16 protein-coding genes and 1 other RNA gene are annotated in these 20768 nt (G+C 68.1%); 4 read left to right on the top strand and 13 right to left on the bottom strand.

Translation table 11 applies throughout. The features are described from left to right. Both AAC691_RS20010 and ffs read right to left on the bottom strand, forming a co-directional pair. Positions 1-2088: a DNA polymerase III subunit gamma/tau gene (locus AAC691_RS20010; protein WP_342628226.1), complete on the bottom strand. Its 2088-nt coding sequence runs from the start codon at positions 2086-2088 to the stop codon at positions 1-3. Between the two features lie 77 nt (positions 2089-2165). Then, positions 2166-2262: signal recognition particle sRNA small type (ffs, locus tag AAC691_RS20005), an RNA gene on the bottom strand. A 65-nt stretch (positions 2263-2327) separates the two neighbouring features. On the opposite strand from ffs, the gene nudC reads away from it, so the two are divergent. Further along, positions 2328-3284, top strand: a complete 957-nt coding sequence (nudC, locus tag AAC691_RS20000; RefSeq protein ID WP_342628225.1) for an NAD(+) diphosphatase — start codon at positions 2328-2330, stop codon at positions 3282-3284. Positions 3285-3341: 57 nt separating this feature from the next. Here the strand turns inward: nudC and ggt are convergent, their stop codons facing one another. The 3 genes from ggt to AAC691_RS19985 all read right to left on the bottom strand — a co-directional run bounded on the left by ggt (position 3342) and on the right by AAC691_RS19985 (position 7245). Next, complete coding sequence (gene ggt, locus AAC691_RS19995; protein WP_408906115.1) at positions 3342-5093, bottom strand: gamma-glutamyltransferase; 1752 nt, start codon at positions 5091-5093, stop codon at positions 3342-3344. 94 nt (positions 5094-5187) lie between these two features. Beyond that, a complete protein-coding gene (gene map, locus AAC691_RS19990) occupies positions 5188-5997 on the bottom strand; it encodes a type I methionyl aminopeptidase (protein ID WP_176641556.1) in 810 nt (269 codons plus the stop codon). 120 nt (positions 5998-6117) lie between these two features. Continuing rightward, positions 6118-7245 (bottom strand): D-alanyl-D-alanine carboxypeptidase family protein, encoded by a 1128-nt coding sequence (locus AAC691_RS19985; protein ID WP_408906026.1) that lies wholly within the window; start codon positions 7243-7245, stop codon positions 6118-6120. A 323-nt stretch (positions 7246-7568) separates the two neighbouring features. On the opposite strand from AAC691_RS19985, the gene clpS reads away from it, so the two are divergent. Both clpS and clpA read left to right on the top strand, forming a co-directional pair. Next, positions 7569-8021 (top strand): ATP-dependent Clp protease adapter ClpS, encoded by a 453-nt coding sequence (clpS, locus tag AAC691_RS19980; protein ID WP_246285496.1) that lies wholly within the window; start codon positions 7569-7571, stop codon positions 8019-8021. Between the two features lie 284 nt (positions 8022-8305). After that, positions 8306-10639, top strand: a complete 2334-nt coding sequence (gene clpA, locus AAC691_RS19975; RefSeq protein ID WP_342628224.1) for an ATP-dependent Clp protease ATP-binding subunit ClpA — start codon at positions 8306-8308, stop codon at positions 10637-10639. Positions 10640-10747: 108 nt separating this feature from the next. Here clpA and AAC691_RS19970 read toward each other — a convergent pair whose 3' ends face one another. Genes AAC691_RS19970 through AAC691_RS19960 form a run of 3 tightly spaced genes read right to left on the bottom strand, consistent with a single transcriptional unit; the run spans position 10748 to position 12921 of the window. Continuing rightward, the gene (locus AAC691_RS19970) at positions 10748-11215 is read right to left on the bottom strand and encodes a hypothetical protein (RefSeq protein ID WP_342628223.1); all 468 of its coding nucleotides are present in this window, start codon (positions 11213-11215) and stop codon (positions 10748-10750) included. Positions 11216-11241: 26 nt separating this feature from the next. After that, the gene (locus tag AAC691_RS19965) at positions 11242-12156 is read right to left on the bottom strand and encodes a polyphosphate kinase 2 family protein (protein ID WP_323990324.1); all 915 of its coding nucleotides are present in this window, start codon (positions 12154-12156) and stop codon (positions 11242-11244) included. A gap of 6 nt (positions 12157-12162) precedes the next feature. After that, positions 12163-12921: an SDR family NAD(P)-dependent oxidoreductase gene (locus AAC691_RS19960; RefSeq protein ID WP_342628222.1), complete on the bottom strand. Its 759-nt coding sequence runs from the start codon at positions 12919-12921 to the stop codon at positions 12163-12165. A 138-nt stretch (positions 12922-13059) separates the two neighbouring features. Here AAC691_RS19960 and AAC691_RS19955 point away from each other — a divergent pair, with 138 nt between their 5' ends. After that, positions 13060-13689, top strand: a complete 630-nt coding sequence (locus tag AAC691_RS19955) for a YqgE/AlgH family protein (protein WP_408904538.1) — start codon at positions 13060-13062, stop codon at positions 13687-13689. A 717-nt stretch (positions 13690-14406) separates the two neighbouring features. Here the strand turns inward: AAC691_RS19955 and AAC691_RS19950 are convergent. The 5 genes from AAC691_RS19950 to AAC691_RS19930 form a co-directional block, all read right to left on the bottom strand. Beyond that, entirely contained in the window at positions 14407-15279 is an 873-nt protein-coding gene (locus AAC691_RS19950; protein WP_342628221.1) for a TIGR01459 family HAD-type hydrolase, read from the bottom strand. Continuing rightward, entirely contained in the window at positions 15276-16346 is a 1071-nt protein-coding gene (locus tag AAC691_RS19945; RefSeq protein ID WP_408906025.1) for a quinone-dependent dihydroorotate dehydrogenase, read from the bottom strand. The genes AAC691_RS19950 and AAC691_RS19945 overlap by 4 nt, the downstream gene beginning before the upstream one ends. An 89-nt stretch (positions 16347-16435) precedes the next feature. Continuing rightward, complete coding sequence (locus AAC691_RS19940) at positions 16436-17623, bottom strand: L-dopachrome tautomerase-related protein (RefSeq protein ID WP_342628220.1); 1188 nt, start codon at positions 17621-17623, stop codon at positions 16436-16438. 33 nt (positions 17624-17656) lie between these two features. Continuing rightward, positions 17657-19087, bottom strand: a complete 1431-nt coding sequence (locus AAC691_RS19935; protein ID WP_342628219.1) for a cytochrome c — start codon at positions 19085-19087, stop codon at positions 17657-17659. Next, the gene (locus tag AAC691_RS19930; RefSeq protein ID WP_342628218.1) at positions 19084-20742 is read right to left on the bottom strand and encodes a GMC family oxidoreductase; all 1659 of its coding nucleotides are present in this window, start codon (positions 20740-20742) and stop codon (positions 19084-19086) included. The genes AAC691_RS19935 and AAC691_RS19930 overlap by 4 nt, the downstream gene beginning before the upstream one ends. Between the last annotated feature and the right edge of the window lie 26 nt (positions 20743-20768).

The following is a 20768-nucleotide window of genomic DNA, read 5'->3' as shown; positions in this document are numbered from 1 at the left end:
TTACCTGTCGTCGTTCGCGTCCAAATCGTCCTCGTCCACCAGTTCGGCATCGAGGGGTGCGAATTCCAGATCCGGCGCCAGTACGGCGGATGACGCCTCTTCGGGCGGCAGGCCGTAATCGTCAAGCGAATGATCGGTCACGGCCCCCATGACCGCGTCGGGGAAACGGGCGAAGATCGCACGGACCAGGGGATGGGCCTCGGCCGCCGCGCGGTGGAATTCGATGATTTCCGCCCCCTGCTCGGCCAGGGTCGGCTGGCCTTCGGCGGTCGAGGCGTGGACCGTCCAGTCCTGGCCGGTTTCGCGGCGCAGCAGGGTTTCCAGTCGGCGGGTCAGGCCGGGCAGGCCGCCGCGATCGACCCGGATCTCGACCCGGAGCGGCGCGAAGGCGACCAGATGGGTGGAGTGGCGCAGATGGCCGTGCAGCATGGCGTCGCGCCCCGAGACGAAGGCCACGACCTCCCGCCAGGTTGCCAGCGCCGTGGGCTGGGCTTCCGGAGGGGGCTGGATTTCCGGCGGGGATGCCGTTTCGGCGGGCTGCCGTTCGGGCTGGAACGCGGGTTCGGGCAGCGGGTCGGCGAGTCGCACGCCGCCATTGGCCACCATCCGCAGCCCGCCACGGGCCGTGACCTGTGCCGCGGCGCCTGCGTGCGGGCCGGGGGCCGAGTGGCTGCCGGACGCCGGGGCGGGGGTGGGGGCCGGGGCGGGGGCAGAAGCCGGACCGGAAAACGAGCCGGCGGGCGCGCCGGGGCCGGCGCGATCGCCGTCCTCGCCCCCCGTCAGGCGGCGCACCAGTTCGCCCGGCGGCGGCAGGTCGGCGACGTAGCAGAGGCGGATCAGGATCATTTCGGCGGCTTCGCGCCGGTCGGGAGCCATTTCGACCTCGGACAGGCCCTTCAGCAGCATCTGCCAGGTGCGACCCAGCACCGGCACCGACAGAAGGTCGGCCAGGGCGCCGCCGCGCTCGCGCTCGGCCTCGGGCAGGTCGGGGGCGTGGCGCAGAGCCGGCACGGCCTTGAGGCGCGAGACGGTGTGGACCAGTTCCAGCACGTCGCCCAGCATGACGCCGAGATCGGCGCCGCGGGCATGGGCCTCGTCCGTGATGGCGAGCGCCTGATCGGGGCGGCCGGCCAGCACGGCCTCGAGCAGGTCGAAGACGCGGCCGCGATCGGCCAGGCCCAGCATGTCGGCCACGCGTTCGGCACCGACGACGCCCTTCGCTTCCGCACCCTGGGCGTCATGACCTTGGGCATCATGACCTTGAGTGTCGGCACCTTGGGCGATGGCCTGGTCCAGCAGGGACAGCCCGTCGCGCACCGAGCCGTCGGCGGCGCGGGCGATCAGGGCCAGCGCGTCGGGCGTGCACACGACGCCCTCGGCGCGGGCGATCCGGTCGAAATGCGCGGCCAGGTCGGATTGCGGCACACGGCGCAGGTCGAATCGCTGGCAGCGCGACAGGACCGTGACCGGGACCTTGCGCAGCTCGGTCGTGGCGAAGACGAAGGTCACCTGGGGCGGCGGTTCCTCGAGCGTCTTGAGCAGCGCGTTGAACGCGTTGCGCGAGAGCATGTGGACTTCGTCGATGATGAAGACCTTCATGCGCCCCTGCATCGGGCGGAAGCGCGTGGCCTCGATGATCTCGCGCACGTCGTCGACGCCGGTGCGCGAGGCCGCATCCATCTCCAGCACGTCGGGGTGACGGTCGGCCAGGATGGCGACGCAGTTGGCGCACACGCCGCACGGATCGGCCGTGGGGCCGCCGGTGCCGTCGGGCCCGACGCAGTTCAGCGCGCGGGCGATGATGCGGGCCGTGGTCGTCTTGCCCACCCCGCGCACGCCCGTCAGCATGAAGGCATGCGCGACGCGCCCCAGCGCGAAGGCGTTGCGCAGGATCCGGACGGTGGAATCCTGGCCGATCAGGTCGTCAAGCGTGGTGGGGCGGTATTTGCGGGCCAGCACGCGATACGGGGCGGCGGCCGGCGGCGGCGCGGGGGACGCGGGCATGTCGCCGAACAGGCCGGGACCGTCGTCGGGAGGCGCGGGAAGATCCGAATCCTCGGAATTGTCATGATCCGAAGAAACGGTCATTACGGGTTCCGAACTGAGCGTGACACCCGCACCGGGGCGGCGCGACGGGCGATGGCGGCGAAGGCAGGCTTGCCGGGGTGGGAGACCGGACTGATGACCCGGACGAAACTCACTGCGGCTGCTTCCTTCCGGACCTGACCGGGTTGGCAAGGCGTCCGTCCATCGCCGATCTCCCGGCGCCTTCTTAACACGCAACCGGGTGTAGGGCACAAGAGGGAGAGGCGACGAAGAGGCAGGCCATGATGATGACCCCGTACAGGCCCGGCCGGAAGGGTGGAAATTTCTATTCCGGCAGTCCGGTGGACCGGGGGGCGCAGGATCGCGGCGACGCGGCGCGCATCGCGTTCTACCTGATGGGGGGGGAAACGCTGTTCGTGCCGTATTGGCGCGGCCGGCACCTGATCATCCAGGACGGCACCGAATCGGCGCGGATCGAGCTGCCGACGCGGCGCGCCACGATGATGACGCCGGAATTCCTGGAACAGGCGAACTGGGTCTTTCTGGGCTATCTGGACGAGCGGCCGCTGTTCATGCTGGACCTGAGCCTGCTGGACCATCCGGAGCTGATGTTTCCCAGGGCGCGCGGCACGTTTCGCGAATTGCGGCCGATCGCCGGCCTGCTGCCCGCCGACGAGGCCGCCATCCTGGCTCAGGCGCGGGGCATGGCGCATTGGCGCGCCCACAGCCAGTTCTGCGGCAATTGCGGCGCGCCGAACCAGGCGGACCAGGCCGGGCACCGCCTGGTCTGCACCGCCGACCCGACGCACCTGCATTTTCCGCGCACCGACCCGGTGGTGATCATGCTGGTGCATTGGCAGGACCGGGTGCTGCTGGCGCGGGGCACGCGATTCGGCCCCGAAAGCCGCACCATGTCGGCGCTGGCCGGATTCGTCGAGCCGGGGGAAACCCCCGAGGAGGCGGTGGCGCGCGAGGTGCTGGAGGAAACCGGGGTGCTGGTCGGCAGCATCCGCTACCATTCCGCGCAGCCCTGGCCCTATCCCGGCGCGCTGATGCTGGCCTTTACCGCGATCGCGCAGGGCGACGCGCTGCGGCTGGACCGCGAGGAGATCGCCGAGGCGCGGTGGCTGGGGCGCGACGAGGTGCGCAATCACGCGGCGCTGGGCTTTACCCTGCCCTCGCCCACCACCATCGCCCGGCGGATGATCGACGACTGGCTGGGCGACGGGCCCGGGTGAGAGGGGACCGGACGCGCCGGCCCCCATCATCATTCACCGACCATCATTCGCCGACCGTCATTCACCGACTGCGGCGCCGCCGGGATGGCGGCGGTCGAACCCGCCGTAATAGCGGCCGTCGCCCGGCTTGCCGGTGCCCAGGCGCGGCGCGCCGACCAGGATGCCTTCGGCCACGCCCCACGGGGCATGGGGGGCGATGTCATAGCCTTCGCGCTTCAAGGTCGCGGCCACCGCGTCGGACAGGGCGCCCTGTTCGACCTCGACATGGGTGGGCTGCCATTGCTCGTGGATGCGCGGCAGGTCGATCGCCTGCTGGATGTCCAGCCCGTAATCGACCACGCCCAGGATCGCCGACAGCACGATGGTGGGAATGCGCGAGCCGCCGGGGCTGCCGATGACCATGACCGGCCGGCCGCCGCGCGACAGGATGGTGGGCGACATGGACGAAAGCGGCGTCTTGCCGGGGGCGACGGCGTTGGCCTGGCTGCCGACGATGCCGAACATGTTGGGCACGCCCGGACGGGACGAGAAATCGTCCATCTCGTCATTCATGAACATGCCGGTGCCGCCCCCGATGACCTTGGCGCCGAACCAGCCATTCAGCGTGTAGGTGACCGAGATCGCCATGCCCTTGCGGTCGATGACCGAGAACTGGGTGGTTTCGGTCTTCTCGGGCTGGGCCTCGCCGGGGCGCAGGGCGGCGGAGGACAAGGCGTGGTCGGTCGGGATGCCGGCGCGGACCTGCGCCGCATAGGCCGGATCGATCAGGTGCTGGACCGGATTATGGACGAAGGCCGGATCGCCCAGGTCCTGCCGGTCGGCATAGGCGTGGCGCATGGCCTCGACCTCGCGCTGGATGGCGGGGGCGGTGTGCAGGCCCAGCCGGCCCATGTCATAGCCCGACAGGATGTTCAGGATCTCGCACAGCGCGACGCCGCCGCCGCTGGGCGGGGGCGCGGTGTCGATATGGTAGCCGCGATAGGTGCAGGTCAGCGGCGCCAGGATTCGCGGCGCGTAACTGCGGAAATCGGCAAGCTGGAGGATGCCCCCGCCCGCCTGGCTGGCCCGGACGATGTCGGCCGCGATGGGACCGCGATAGAAGGCGTCGGCGCCGTCGCGGGCGATCAGCGACAATGTCCTGGCAAGGTCGGCCTGCACCAGGCGGTCGCCGGCCTGCAACCGCGAGCCGTCGGGCCGCAGGAAGATCCTGCGCGCCTGGGGGTCGCGCGCGAAATCGGCGGTCGAGGTGTCGAGCAACTGCACGTCGCCTTCGCCCAGGACGAACCCGTCGCGCGCCAGCGCGATGGCCGGGGCCATGACCTGCTGGCGGGTCAGGTGGCCCCAGCGATGCAGCACCAGGTCCATTCCGGCGACGGTGCCCGGCACGCCCACGGCCTTCCATCCCAGGATCGACAGATTGGGGATGACCGCGCCCTTGGCGTCCTGGAACATGGTGGCGGTGGCGGCCAGCGGCGCGTGTTCGCGGAAGTCGATGAAGACGGCGTGGCCGTCGGGCGTGCGCAGGGTCATGAACCCGCCGCCGCCGATATTGCCCGCCGCCGGATAGACGACGGCCAGCGCATAGGCCACCGCGACGGCCGCGTCGGCGGCGTTGCCGCCCTGGGCCAGGATGCGGGCACCGACCTCCGACGCCAGATGCTGCGCCGACACCACCATCCCGTGCGCGCCGACCGCCGGGGCCAGCGGCGCCAGGGTCGACCCCGCCACGGAGCCGGCCGGACCGAAGGTCAGCGCATCATTCTGCAGGACCGGCGCCGCCCGGGCGGAAAGCCCGCCGCCCGCGAGCATGGAGCCCGCCAGCAAGGTCGCGGCAATACGGCGTCGCAGCATGGAAATGCGCATCATCTATCCTTCGAACGTGGGGAAGAGGAAAAAGCGCCGGTCAGGCCGGCGGGTCGTAGGGCGGATGGTCCAGCCCGGCGGGAGACAGGGTGAAGATTTCACACCCGTCCTGGGTCACGCCCAGCATATGTTCGAACTGCGCCGAGAGGGACCGGTCGCGCGTGACCGCCGTCCAGCCGTCATCCAGAACCTTCACGTCCGGGCGGCCGGCGTTGAGCATGGGTTCGATGGTGAAGAACATGCCGGGCTGCAGCACCAGCCCCTGGCCCGGACGGCCGTAATGCAGCACGTTCGGCGCGGCATGGAAGCTGCGGCCGATGCCGTGGCCGCAGAAATCGCGCACCACCGAGAAACGGTGCGATTCGGCATAGACCTGGATCGCATGGCCGATATCGCCCAGGGTCCTGCCCGGCCGCACCTCGGCGATGCCGAGCATCAGGGCCTTGTAGGTCGCGTCGATCAGCTTCTCGGCACGGCGGGGGATGGCGCCCACGGTGAACATGCGGCTGGTATCGCCGTACCAGCCGTCGAGGATCACGGTCACGTCGATATTCAGGATGTCGCCGTCCTGCAGGATTCGTTCGCCCGGAATGCCGTGGCAGACCACATGGTTGAGCGAGATGCAACTGGATTTGGGATAGCCGCGATAGCCCAGGGTGGCCGGCACGCCGCCATGATCCATCATGAAATCATGAATCAACTGGTCCAGCGCACCGGTCGAGATGCCGGCGCGGACATGGGGGACGATCATGTCCAGGGTGCGCGCCGCCAACTGGCCCGCCGCGCGCATGCCGGCGAAATCCTCCGGCGTGTGCAGAATGACCCGCCGTGCGTCCGTATCCCCGTCCATGTCGTTGTCCCTTCGTACCCATCAATGCAGCCGCGGAACGGCGCCCTTAATGGGGGATAAATGCGCGGGACATTCTGCCAAGGCAAGGGCGCGCGTCCCGCCCGACCCATTCGGCGGGGGTCAGCCGTGATTATGCCCGTGCCGGCGATGCGCCGCATGACCCGCGACGATCATGTGGACGACATGGGGCGAGACGTGAGAGACGGCATGGCCGCGCCCGTGATGGGCCACCCCGCGGCGATGCGGCGCGGCGGGCAGTTCGGCGACCTGCTCGGGCCCCGCATAGCCGCCGCGCGACGCGGCCGCCAGCATCATGGCGGCGCGGCCGCGCCGCGCGCGCGCCAGCACCAGCGGACGACGGACATCGGCCACGCCCTCCTCCCGGAACCCGTCATCGAGGATGCTGGCCATGATCGCGCTGCGCTGCGGGTTGGAGCGCGCGCCCAGCACCACGCCGATCAGCCGCACATTGTCGCGGATCGCCGAGGTGACCAGGTTGCGTCCGGCAATGGCGGTATAGCCGGTCTTGAGCCCGTCCGCGCCGGGATAGATGCGCAGCATCGGGTCGTGGTTGGGGACCTGGCGGCCATGGAAATAGAAGGCCGGCACCGAGAAATAATGATAATATTCCGGAAATTCGGTGATGATCTGCCGCGTCAGCAGCGCCAGGTCGCGCGCCGAGGTCATCTGGTCGGGGTCGGGCAGGCCGGAGGCGTTGCGGAATATGGTGCGGGTCATGCCCAGGGTCCGGGCCTGGCCGGTCATGAGGTCGGCGAACCGGTCCTCGCTCCCGCCGCCGAGCAGTTCGCCCAGCGCGCAGGCCGCGTCATTGGCGGATTTGGTCACCAGGCCCAGGATCGCCTGCTCGACCGTCAGATAGGTACCCGGCACCAGCCCGAGCTTGGATGGTTCCATCGACGCCGCGTGGGCCGAGACCGGCACCGTCTGGTCCAGGGTGATCTGGCCGGTCCGCAGCCCCTTGAATGCCAGGTACAGCGTCATCAGCTTGGTCAGGCTGGCGGGATAGCGCTGCAGATCGGGACTGGACTGGGACAGGACCGCGCCGGTGCGGGCGTCCATGACGATCGAGCTGATCTGCCCTACATATTGGGCATGGGCGCGGGGCGCGAAGCCGGCCATGACGGCGATATAGCCGGCGGACAGGCCGAGGGAGACGCGTAGCGCGCGGCCGCGGCGCAGGCGCGCGAACCATCCCCGCTTGTGGTACAGCACTGAACTATCGGCCACCACCCGTTCCCCCGTGTGCAACCCCGTATTGTCGGCCGACTTTATGGCCATTTTCTGGAACCCGTCCAGAGCAAAGAGCGATAACAGAAAGAAAACACTGCTTTTTCATGAAGATTTTCGCGCTTTGGCTTCGGGAGCGCTTGCCGGGGCGGTCCGACGGCATCCCTTTTCTTCGTCCCCTCTCCGTCCCCGGCGGCCCGCGATGGAACATTCAGGGCACGAACGCGTCACGCGATTTGATCGTCAGGGGGTGGCGGGATGTGCTTAATTTCCGATTACGCGCCCCCTTTCAACGTGCCACGCCTATCCAATATGGTACTCCCATGGCAGCAGCATCCTTCCCGATCATCCCGGCCCTGACCATCCTGGCCCCAACCGTCCCAGCCCCCACGGTCCTGGCCTCGACCGTCCTGGCCCATGGCGGCAACGGCCCGACCCGGCGCGGCGGCGGGACGGACGGGCAATCCGACAATCCCGATTCGCCGACCATCGGCGTCGTCGTCCGCACCCGGCCCGAGACGCGCAAGCCGGCGATGTACAAGGTCCTGATGCTGAACGACGACTACACGCCCATGGAGTTCGTCGTGCATGTGCTGGAGCGGTTCTTCCAGAAATCGCGCGAGGAGGCGACGGACATCATGCTGCATGTCCACAAGCGCGGGGTGGGCGTGTGCGGCGTGTTTACCTATGAAGTCGCGGAAACCAAGGTGACGCAGGTGATGGACCTGGCACGCCAGAACCAGCATCCGCTGCAATGCACGATCGAGAAGGACTGACATGCCGGCCCGGAAGCGCCGGATGCAGCCTGCCGGCCGCGTGAATCCGCTCGTGAATCACAAAGGCGGGCGGCGGCCCGGGGGGTGCGCCGAAGACGGGTCGTGAAGACGGGCCGTGCGGATGGCGGCCCGAATGCGCAACGCGCGGGAAGGCGGCCCTGTTTCCCGCGGGGAATTAATTTTCTTTCCGCTGGCATTCCGGCGGAAACATACCAAATATAGTCCTGATCTGCCGATTGCCGTCTCCGGGCCCGGCCCCGGTTCAGGAAAAGGAGCGTCCTGGCATGTTGTCACGCAATCTCGAACAGACGCTTCATCGTGCGCTGACCCTGGCCGGGGAGCGCCGCCACGAATATGCGACGCTGGAGCACCTGCTGCTGGCGCTGGTCGACGACAGCGACGCGGTGACCGTATTTCGGGCCTGCGGTGTCGATCTGGACAAGCTGCGTTCGGATCTGACCGAATTTCTGGACAAGGATCTGGCCGGCCTGGCGTCGGACCGGACCGTCGACCCCAAGCCGACCGCCGCGTTCCAGCGCGTGATCCAGCGCGCGGCGATCCATGTGCAATCCACCGGGCGGGACGAGGTCACGGGATCCAACGTGCTGGTCGCCCTGTTTGCCGAACGGGAGAGCCATGCCGTCTATTTCCTGCAACTGCAGGACATGACGCGGCTGGATGCGGTCAATTTCATCTCGCACGGCATCGCCAAGGCGCCGGACCGGTCGACGCGCCGCCCCGTGGCGGGCAGCGCGCAGGACAATCCCGACGGCGAGCGCGAGGAACGCGGCAAGGCCGCGCAGAAGAACCAGGACGCGCTGAGCGCCTATTGCACCAACCTGAACCGCAAGGCCGAGGACGGGAAGGTCGATCCGCTGATCGGACGCGATTCCGAGATCGAGCGCACGATCCAGATCCTCTGCCGCCGCACCAAGAACAATCCGCTTTATGTGGGCGATCCCGGCGTGGGCAAGACCGCCATTGCCGAGGGGCTGGCCAAGCGGATCGTCGAGGGCGACGTGCCCGAGGTGCTGCTGAAATCCACGATCTATTCGCTGGACATGGGCGCGCTGCTGGCCGGCACGCGCTATCGCGGCGATTTCGAGGAACGGCTGAAGGCTGTGGTGACCGAGCTGGACAATAATCCGGGCAGCATCCTGTTCATCGACGAGATCCATACGGTGATCGGCGCGGGCGCGACCTCGGGCGGGGCGATGGACGCGTCGAACCTGCTGAAGCCGGCGCTGGCGGCGGGCACGCTGCGCTGCATCGGCTCCACGACGTACAAGGAATATCGCCAGCATTTCGAGAAGGACCGCGCGCTGGTGCGGCGGTTCCAGAAAATCGACGTGGCCGAGCCGTCGCTGGAGGATGCGGTCAAGATCCTGCGCGGGCTGAAGGGCAATTACGAGCGGCACCACAGGGTGCGCTATACCGAGGAGGCCATTCGCGGCGCGGTCGAACTGGCGGCGAAATACATCCATGACCGCAAGCTGCCGGACAAGGCGATCGACGTGATCGACGAGGTCGGCGCGTCGCGGATGCTGGTGCCGGAAAACCGGCGGCGCAAGACGGTGACGCTGAAGGATGTCGAGGACATCGTCGCCAAGATCGCGCGGATTCCGCCCAAGAGCGTGTCGTCGGACGACAAGGAGACGCTGCGCACGCTGGAGCGCGACCTGAAGGGCATGGTCTATGGCCAGGATCGGGCGATCGAGGCGCTGACGGCGGCGATCAAGCTGTCGCGGGCGGGGCTGCGCGATCCGGAAAAGCCGATCGGCAATTACCTGTTCTCGGGCCCCACCGGCGTCGGCAAGACCGAAGTCGCCAAGCAACTGGCCAAAACCCTGGGCATCGAGCTGATCCGCTTCGACATGTCGGAATATATGGAGCGGCATTCGATCTCGCGCCTGATCGGCGCGCCGCCGGGCTATGTCGGGTTCGACCAGGGCGGGCTGCTGACCGACGCGATCGACCAGCATCCGCATGCCGTGCTGCTGCTGGATGAGATCGAGAAGGCGCACCAGGACCTGTACAACGTGCTGCTGCAGGTCATGGACCATGGCCGCCTGACCGACCATAACGGCAAGACCGTGGATTTCCGCAATGTCGTGCTGATCATGACGACCAACGCGGGTGCCGCGGACCTGAGCAAGGAGGCGATCGGTTTCGGCCGCGAGACGCGGTCGGGCGAGGATGAGGAGGCGATCAAGCGCATCTTCACCCCGGAATTCCGCAACCGGCTGGATGCGATCATTCCGTTCGCCAACCTGTCGCCCGAGATCGTCGGCCGGGTGGTCGAGAAATTCGTCTTCCAGTTGGAGGCGCAACTGGCCGACCGCAACGTCACGATCGAGATCTCGTCGGCGGCGAAGGAATGGCTGGCCGAGCGCGGCTATGACCGGCTGTATGGCGCCCGCCCGCTGGGCCGGGTGATCCAGGAGCACATCAAGAAGCCGCTGGCCGAGGAATTGCTGTTCGGGCGGCTGGTGAAGGGTGGCGCGGTGAAGATCACGCTGAAGGACGGGGCGCTGGATTTCGAATATATCGAATCCAGTGCCGACACCCCGGCGGAAGGCGACGAAGGCAGCGAGCGGGAATCCGAAACCGCGAACTGAAGCCCGCTGGGCCGACTGCCACTGGACCGACTGCCACTGGGCCTGCTGCCAGGCGGGGAATGAAAGCCCCGCCTGGCGGATGCCGATCCGGCGATCGCTTGGACGCGGTTACTGGTAGCGGTTGCCGTTGACCGTGACGTAGCCCGGCATGGCCCAGTTGCGGCCGGTTCCGTGATGGGTCCAGTCGATCCCCTGGCTGCGCGGATTGTCGTAATAATAGCGCCCGACGACATCGGCCATGTCGCCCCTGGCGACCCAGGGCCAGGCGGGCGCGTTCATGCGGTCGAGGTCCGAGACGATGCGGATGGATACGCCGGAACCGACATCCAGGTAGAAATAACCGTGCCAGCCGCTGCGGGTATGACGGGCGCGCGAGACCGCGACGACGCGGCCGCAGACATGGACCGGCTGGTCGCCGCGCTGCGCGCCGTCTTCGAATTGCTGCTGCACGGTCAGGAAATGCCCGTTGTCGCAGGACGGGCCGATCGCCTGCTGCGCGCGGGCGGCTCCGCCGCCGCCGAAGGCCAGGATAGCGCCCAGGGCCAGCGCACGGGCGATGGCGCGCCGAATCGTCATGTTTTCTCTCTCCCCTGCCCCGCGCGTCATGCGGCGTGACCTTTCTTCGGTGCCTCGGCTACCAGTTCCTTGCGGACGACCGCCATGTCGTCGATCAGGTCCTGCGAGGGCTCGGGGATCGTCATGTTCAGCGCCTCCAGCGCCTGGATGATCGTTTCCATGACCAGCAGCCGGGCCATCCATTTCCGGTCGGCGGGCACCACCACCCAAGGCGCATGGGGACTGGCCGTGTTGCGGATCGCGTCGTGATACGCCGCCTGGTAGGCGTTCCAATGAGTGCGTTCGCGCGCGTCGGACGCCGAGAACTTCCAATGCTTCTGGTCCTCGTCGATACGCTGGAGGAAACGCCTGCGCTGTTCCTCTTTCGACAGGTTCAGGAAGAATTTCAGCACCACCGTGCCCTGGCGCGACAGATAATGCTCGAAATGCCGGATGTCCTGGTACCGTTCCTGCCAGATCGCGTCGGTGCGCAGGCTGGCGGGGATTTTCTGCCGGACCAGCAATTCGGGATGCACGCGGGTGACCAGCACCTCTTCGTAATGGCTGCGATTGAAGATGCCGATCCGCCCGCAGGACGGCGCCGCCATATGGACGCGCCACAGATAATCATGCGCCAGTTCGACCGGTCCCGGCTGCTTGAACGAGGTGACGGAGACGCCCTGGGGGTTCACCCCGGACATCACATGCTTGATCATCCCGTCCTTGCCGCCGGCATCCATGGCCTGGAACACCAGCAGGAGCGACCAGGTGCCGTTGGCATAGAGCAGGGTCTGCAATTCCGACAGGCGCTTGACGCCCCGGCGGAGCAGGTGCTTGCCGTCCGATTTGCCGATGCCTTCGAGATCGGCGATGCGGGTCGGATGTGACGCCGGATCGAACCGCGCGCCGTCCTCGACCCGGCACTGTTTCAGCAGCGCGTCCAGGCTGACCGGGTGCGCCATGGCCGCCTAGTCCTCCAGTCCCCGGAACACGGCAAGCCCGGCCGAAGCCTGGCATGTGGGCATCATCTCGATCCGGTTGATGTTCACATGGGCCGGCAGGCCGGCGACCCAGGCGACGGTTTCGGCGATGTCCTCGGGCTGGATCGGGTGCGTGTCCTGATAGACCGCGGCGGCCTTGGCGTCGTCGCCCAGGCGCACGTTGCTGAATTCGCTGCCGCCGCACAGGCCGGGTTCGAGATTGGTCGCGCGCACCCGCGTGCCCAGCAGGTCGCAGCGCAGGTTGCGCATGAATTGCGACACGAACGCCTTGGAGGCGCCGTAAACGTTCGCGCCGAGATAGGGATAGATGCCGGCGGTGCTGCCGATCGAGATGACGTGGCCGTGGTTGCGCGCGACCATGCCGGGCAGCAGCGCGCGGGTGATCTCGACCAGGCCGGTCACGTTGGTGGCGATCATCTGTTGCCAGTCGGCGATCGCGGCATCCTGCGCCTTGTCCAGCCCGAGGGCCAGACCCGCGTTGTTGACGAGGATATCGACCTGTCGCCAGTCCGCCGGCAGGCTGCCGGGCAGCGCGCGCAGGGATTCGACGTCGTTCATGTCCAGCACGAAAGGCAGCAGGGCCGGCCCGAGGGTTTCGGCCAGCGCGTCCAGCCGTTCCTTGCGCCGTCCGGTCGCGATGACGCGGTAGCCGTCACGCACCAGGCGTTCGGCGATCGCCTTGCCGAAGCCCGCCGTCGCACCCGTCACCAAAACCGTCTTCGTCATCGCGATGATCTCCTTGTCCTGTCGCATGTCCCGTCGCGCCCATAAGGCTTCGCACGCATTAAGCGCCATTCCAGGCGAGGCGGCAAATCGGCACGTGACGGTTGCAATGGGCGATGGTTCTGTCTTTACTAAGAACAAATGTTCCCATTCCCGCCGAGATCGGCCGCCGAGACAGCCGCGTCATGCACAGCCGTCCCGTCCGAGGCCAGTCCATCGCTGGCCGGATCGCTGCTGGTGGCGAGCCCGGCCCTGGCCGAGGGTCCGTTCGCCCGCAGCGTGATCTTTCTGTGCGCGCATTCGCCGGGGCGGGGCGCGATGGGGCTGGTGGTCAATCGTCGCCTGTCGCAGCCGGGCCTGGATGACGTGCTGGCGCAATTGGGTATCGACCCGGTGCCGCCGCGCCGGCGGATCGATCTGTGTGCCGGGGGGCCGGTGGATGAGGCGCGCGGCTTCGTCCTGCATTCATCGGACTGGACGGGCGCGGGTAGCCTGCCGGTCGATGACGGGACGACCCTGACCGCCAGCCAGGATGTGCTGAAGGACATCGCCGACGGCGCCGGACCGCGCCGGGCGCTGCTGGCCCTGGGCCATGCGAGCTGGCAGGACGATCAGTTGGAAGACGAGATCATCCACCGCAATGCCTGGTTGCCCGCACCGGCCAGCGACGCCATCCTGTTCGGCGGCGGCCACAGCCTGAAATGGCGCCAGGCGCTGGCCGCGATCAATCTGGATCCGATGCAGCTAACCGCCGCCACCGGCCACGCCTGAGAGACTGCGCGGAAACGCGGGCTGGCGGCGATCCGACGCGCGTTTCCTGCGCTTCGGTGCTCACGGCCCACAAGGCCGCTCCGCTCCGATGCTCGGAAACACACGCCGGGCGCTCCACTGCGTTCCGCTCTCGCTCGCCAGCCCGCGTTTCCGCACAGTCTCCGAGAGGAAAAGCCGGGTAAAACCCTGGCGGCACGTTCTGCGCGGTTTTGCTGCGCTCCAGTGCCCACGGCCCACAAGGCCGCTCCGCTCCGATGCTCGGAAACACACGCCGGGCGCTCCACTGCGTTCCGCTCTCGCTCGCCAGCCCGCGTTTCCGCACAGTCTCTGAGAGGAAAAGCCGGGTAAACCCTGGCGACACGTTCTGCGCGGTTTTGCTGCGCTCCAGTGCCCACGGCCCACAAGGCCGCTCCGCTCCGATGCTCGGAAACACACGCCGGGCGCTCCGCTGCGTTCCGCTCTCGCGCGCCAGCCCGCGTTTCCGCACAGTCTCTGAGAGGAAAAGCCGGGTAAACCCTGGCGGCACGTTCTGCGCGGTTTTGCTGCGCTCCAGCGCCCACGGCCCACAAGGCTGCTCCGCTCCGGTGCTCGCAAACCCACGCCGGGCGCTCCACTGCGTTCCGCTCTCGCTCGCCAGCCCGCGTTGCCGCACAGTCTCTGAGAGGAAAAGCCGGGTAAAACCCTGGCGGCACGTTCTGCGCGGTTTTGCCGAGTGCTTCAGGCGCCGTTCCCGGCCTCCCAGCGGAAGGAGGGGACCGTTGCGACGGGGGAGAGGCCGGCGGCTGCGGCCTCGGCCCTGGCGAGGGCCAGGTCGTTGCCGATCATTTCCTGGTGGATACCGCCCAGGACCCAGCAGCCATCGATGCCGGCCTGGCGCGCGCCGCGCATGTCGGTGGCCAGCGCGTCGCCGACCGCCAGCACCCGCGCGCGCGGCATGTCCAGCATGTCCATCACCGGCCCATAGACCTCGGGGTAAGGCTTGCCGATCCAGCGGACCGGGCAGTCCTGCTGCGCGTACAGGCTGGCCAGCAGGCCGGCGCAGATCAGGCGCTGCCCGCCGCGCATGACCTCCATGTCCGGATTGGCGCAGATCATCTTCAGCTTGCGCGCGGCACAACGGGCCAGCAGGGGCAGATAGGGTTCATGCGCGCCCTCGCCCCGATCCTGGTCGGGGCCGGTATTCAGGATGAAATCGGCGTCCTCGGGATCGTCGACCTGGACCAGGTCCAGCCCTTCGAACAGGTTATGATCCTTGGGCGCGCCCAGATGCAGCATGCGGCGGCCCAGTCCGGCGAACCAGGGATCGGTCCAGGCGGCCATCAGGCTTCTGGTATATTCGCCGCTGGTCATGATGCCGTGATACAGGTCCGGGGTCACGCCCATCCGGGCCAACTGGTCGCGGACCACGTCGACCCGGCGCGGGGCGTTGGAGAGCAGCACGACCCGTCCCCCCTGGTCGCGCAGGCGCGCCAGGCAGTCCCTGGCGCCGGGATAGGGGCGAATGCCGTCATGAACGACGCCCCAGAGATCGACGATGAACCCGTCATAACGCGTCGCCAGTGGGGCGAAACTCTCCAGACCCAGCATCATGCCATACCTTTCGCGTCGGCAAGGGTTTCGAATCCTTCGGCATGCAGTGCGCGCAGCAATTCGCGCTTCAGCCGGGGTACGATGCCGGGGCCGTCATAGGCGAAGGCGCTGTAGAGCTGCACCAAATCGGCCCCCGCACGGACGCGGTCGAGAATGTCGGCGCCCGTTTCGATGCCGCCGCACGCGACCAGCGCCAGGCGCCCCGCCGCGATCTGGGCGACCTGCCGGAAAATTTCATCGGCCAGCGGACGCAGCGGCCGGCCCGACAGGCCGCCGGCCTCGCCGGCATGGGCGCTGGCGAGCCCGCCGGGGCGCGAGATGGTGGTGTTGCTGACGATCAGCCCCTGGACGCCGCCCGCGATCGCCGTTTCCACGATCGGACCGATATCGTCGCGGGCGAGGTCCGGGGACAGCTTGACCAGCAACGGCGGGCGGTCGGGATGCGCCGCGCCGATCGCCTGGAGCAGGCCGGCCAGGCGCGACGTCTGCTGCAGGTCGCGCAGGCCGGGCGTGTTGGGCGAGGACAGGTTGAGCACGATGTAGTCGGCATAATGCTTCACCCGGCCGACCAGGCGGGGATAGTCTTGCTCGGGATCCGCGCCGGTCTTGTTGATGCCCAGATTGGCGCCGACCGGCACCCGGATGACGGGCCGGCCCGAGGACGAGACGCGCTGCAGGCGCGCGAGGCGCACCGCGAAACGGTCGATGCCTTGGTTGTTGAAGCCCATCCGGTTGATGATCGCCCGGTCTTCGGCCAGGCGGAACAGGCGCGGGCGGGGATTGCCCGGCTGCGGCCGGGGCGTCACGGTGCCGGCCTCGACGAAGCCGAAACCGATCCGGGCCAGCGGGCGCAGCACCTGCGCGTTCTTGTCGAACCCGGCGGCGATGCCGATCGGATTGGGAAAGCGCAGCCCCATGGTCCGCACGGAGAGGGCCGGGTCGTCCCGGCCCGAGAAGCCGCCGCCGCCGAAGCCCAGCATCAGCGCGTTCAGGGCGAGAGCGTGCGCGTCCTCGGGGTCCAGGCGACGCACCAGCGGCATGAGCATGTTCGACACGAGATCCATCATGATCGGATTTTCTGCCGTACATCCCCCGGAGAGAAAACCCCTTGGCAAAAACCCCTGGGAAAAACCCGGGAAAAAGAACCGGGCGGAAATCAGGCCGGCAGGCTGGAGAGCGGGGCCGGCGGGTCGGTGGGGCAGCGGATCAGCAGATAGGGCGGCACGCGCAGATCGTGCCCGCCATTGAAGCCGGCCAGACGGTTCCACTGGCCCAGCGTGCAATAGACATGGCCGTCATGAACGCAGATCCCGTCCGGCGAGAGCACGCGCGGATCGCGCAGGATCGTGTCGAAACTGCCGTCGAGATTGCGGCGGAAAATCGCATCATGTTCGAAATTGGTGGTGTAGATACGCCCTTGGGGATCGGTCGCCAGCCCGTCGGCCACGCCCTTTTCCCCCAGGTCGGTCACGGCGGCGGCGAGTTCGGCGTCGCCGCGCGCGAAATCGGACAGCAGCGCCGTGGGCAGGCTGTAAAGCCGCCGGCTGGTCAGCGGACAATAATATAAGGTCGCGCTGTCGGGACTGAGGGTGATGCCGTCGACCCCGCCCGAGACGAAGGTCTGGTGGCTGGGGTTGAAGACCAGGGGACGGCCTTCGACCACGGCCATGAAGCGGGGTTCGGTCTGTGTCGATGGGTGGTGGGCCAGGACGCGGCGCTGGCGGCCGGTGGCGATATCGACCACCACCAGTGCCGGATGCGTGCCGAAGGACGAGTCGGTGACATAGGCCGTGCCCTGTGCGCCATGGGTCAGGTCGACGCGCAGGTCGTTCATATGGCTGTCGGGCAGTAGGGTCGGCGGCGTCAGGACGATGCTGGCGATGACGCGGTCGGTGGCGGGATCGATCCCCACGATCTTCGCGGCGCCGGGGCGCAGGGGCTGGCCGGCCAGCTTGCCGTCATCGATCATCCACAGGCGGCCGCGCGTGTCGGTCGTCATGCCATGGACCGAGACCAGCCGGTCGGCCGGCGCGCGGTCGGACGGCAGGCTGAGCGCGACGCTGGGATAGGGCACCAGCCCGCCATCCCTCAGTTCGGCCAGGGTCGCGCCCTTGTGGTCGACCGCGTGGCGGGGAAAGCCGACGAACATCCGGCCATCGGGGGTGATCGCGATGCCGGACGGGCCGGGATCGGCGAACCGGGCCACGATGTCGAACGTGCCGGCGGAATTGAATCCGTGATCGGTATTGGTGGCCAGGCCGGCCGGCGGCGCGGCGCGGGCGGCACGCCCGGCCGCCGCCAGGGCCAGGGGAATGGCACCTCCTAAAATGGATCGGCGTTTCACGCTGCCTCCCCCGTTCCTGTCGCCGCGCGCCCGTCAGGCCGGGCGGCGGATGCGCCGGCCGGCCCGGACCATGATGATGATGACGGTCAAAATAATGACCGCCAGGGCCACGATCGCGGGCACGATATAGCCGCCCACCCGTGCCAGCAACGGCCTGGGGCCGCCCGCGCGAAGGGTGGCCACGTCGGAGGCCGTGATGTGGACCGCCTGGTTGCCGAACTGCGACAGCACGTAATTGCCGACGTCGGCGACGTCCTGGTCGGACAGTTCGTCGACATAGGACCCGTGCGCGAAGCCCGGCATGAAGACATGCTGGCCGCCCACCGTACGGTCGACGCCCTGGAGGATGGCGGCGACCAGATTGTCGGGGGTCGCGGCGCCCGTTGCGGAATTATGGAACAATTGCGGATAGTACCCGTCCTGGCTGCCCGTGCCGGTGGGGCGGTGACAGGCCGCGCAATCGCCAGTGAAGATCCGCGCGCCATTGCTCAGCGACGCCGGGGCGACGCCGCGCTGGAGGGCCTCGCCGTTCGAGATCGCGCCATAGGCGTCGCGCGGCCGGGTTTCGGCGGCGTTCCGGAGGGCGGGCACCTGGCGGACATAGGCGACGATCGCCCGCAAATCATCGTCGCTGAGATATTGGAAACTATGTTCGATCGCCTCGGCCATCGGGCCGGCGGCCTGGGCCTTGCCGGGGACGTCGCCGGTCTTGAGGTAGCGGAACAGGTCGTCGCTGCTCCAGTCGCCGATGCCGCTGACGGGATCGGGGGTGATATTCGGCGCGATCCATGTGCCGAGCGTGGCGCCGCCGAGCTGTTTGCCGCCGATTTCCGCCATCATGGCGTTGCGCGGCGTGTGGCAGGTGTCGCAATGGCCCAGCGCGATGGCCAGGTAGGCGCCCCGATTGACCTGGGCGGATCTGGCCGGATCGGGCGTGAAGCGCGTGCCGTCCAGGAAGAGCGCGTTCCAGACCATCATGGAGGCGCGGATATTGAACGGGAACGGCAGCCTGGTTGCCGGCGGCGCGGTGTCCACCGGCCGCACCGCCTGCGTGAAATAGGCGTAGAGCGCATGGATGTCCGCGTCCGTCAGCCGGGCATAAGACGTATAGGGCATCGCGGGGTAGAGATGCGCCCCGTCGCCGCGAATTCCGTCGCGCACCGCGGCCGCGAACTGGGATTCGGAATAATTGCCGATGCCCGCGACCTTGGACGGCGTGATGTTCGAGGAATAGATGCTGCCCAGCGGCGAGGCGATGCCATAGCCGCCGGCGAACGGCTTGCCGCCATGCGGCGCAGTGTGGCAGGCGGCGCAATCGGCCGCGACGGCCAGATAGCGCCCACGCGCGACCAGCGCGGCGTCGGCTCCGCCGTCCTGGGCGGCGGCGGGGCCGGTCCAGAGGGCGACGGCGGCGGCACCGGTGACGGCAGCGCCGACGGCGATTCGGGCAATCCTGCGGATCATGCCCGGCCCCCCTGGAAATCGGCCTGGATGGAATCGGCGGCCTTCAGCCCCAGCGCCGCCATGCTGAGCGTGGTGTTGACCACGCTGGCCGAGGCCATGGCGCCGCCGCCGGGCAGCCACAGATTCGGATGGTCGTGGGCACGGCAATCGCCATCCACCACGGAATCCTTGGGGTCGTTGCCCATGATCACGCCGCCCATGATGTGATTGTTGGCGTTGAACGATGTGGTGATGCGCAATTCGGTACCGCCCAGCAGGCCGGCCACCTGGCGGATCTGCTCCGCCGCCGCGACGGCGCCTTTGCGGACATACTCGCCGACATCGTAATGGATGTCGGGACAGGGCAGGCCCAGCGGGTCGCGCCGCGTCTTGCTGAGCGTCAGCCGGTTGCCGGGATCGGGCAGCGGCTCCAGGCTGACCGACAGGTCCACGCCGCAGGCCGCGCGGCGCCGGATTTCGTCATCCAGCGCCTGCCCGACCAGGCCCAGCGCCAGCGCCTGTTCGGTCGCGGGCCCGACGCGGCTGATATTGTTCAGGATCATCTTGTTGGCGGAATAGGTGCTGCGGAAGCCGCCGTCGCGCGGGCCGACGATGCAACTGCTCTGCGCCGGGCCCCGGCCGAACCAGAGCGGTTCGCTGGCCAGGAAGGTCGCATGCACGCCCGAATGGTCCATCATGTTGCGCCCGACCTGGTCGGACGAATTGGCGATGCCCGCCGGATTGCGTTCGTTCGCCGCCAGCAGCAGCAGGCGCGGCGTTTCGATCCCGTTGCAGGCCAGCACGAAGGTACGGCCGCTGGCCTTGTGCGAGCGGCGCTGCGCGTCATACCAGTGGATCGCCGTCACACGGTTGGTCTCGTCGGTGTCGATGCGATAGGCCACCGCCTGATCCAGCACCACCGCGCCCGCGTCCTCGGCCTTCTGCACGTGCTGGATGCCGTTATACATCGCGCCGATCGGGCAGATCGGCTGGCAGTTGTTGTTGCCGCAGCATGAGGGACGGTCGCCGAAGGGCTGGACGCTGCGCCCCTGCGGGATCGGCACCAGCTTGAAGCCGTGCGGGTTGACCAGTTCGGCCACCCGGCGGTCGCCATAGCCGAAGGGGATCATGTCACGCGGATAGGGGCGGCTGCGCTGGCTGGGCGATTGCAGGTCGGGATCGTGCGGGCCGGAGACACCCATCGCCTCTTCGGCGCGACAGTAATAGGGTTCCAGGTCCTCGTACGAAATCGCCCAGTCGCGACCGACGCCATAGGTCGATTTCATGCGGAAATCGATGGGCAAATGCCGCCAGCAGGACGCTGCCCAATGCCACGTCGTGCCGCCGACCGTGCGCAGATAGCCCTGCCTGAACGCCGAGCCGTCCGGGCCGAACAGGCCGACATAATCATTGGCGGGAAAATAGAGCGGCGCCGGGGCGAGCGGCGCCTGCGGATACAAGCCCTGGAAATCGGAATTGACCCGGTTATGGAACGACATGTTCCGCCAGTTTTCGACGATGTCCGACCGTTTCAGGCGCAGTCCGGCTTCGAGCACCACCACGGAACGGCCGGCGGCGGCCATCTGGTGGGCGATCAATGCGCCGACGACGCCGGAACCGACCACCACCACGTCGGCGGTCACGTCACCGGAGCTGGAAAAGACAGGTTGCACCACGGCTTATGCTCCTTGGCCGTCTATTG

Source organism: Nguyenibacter vanlangensis, from assembly GCF_038719015.1.
In the GTDB taxonomy this organism is placed as follows: Bacteria; Pseudomonadota; Alphaproteobacteria; order Acetobacterales; family Acetobacteraceae; genus Gluconacetobacter; species Gluconacetobacter vanlangensis.
This window is presented reverse-complemented; position numbering and strand designations above follow the sequence as displayed.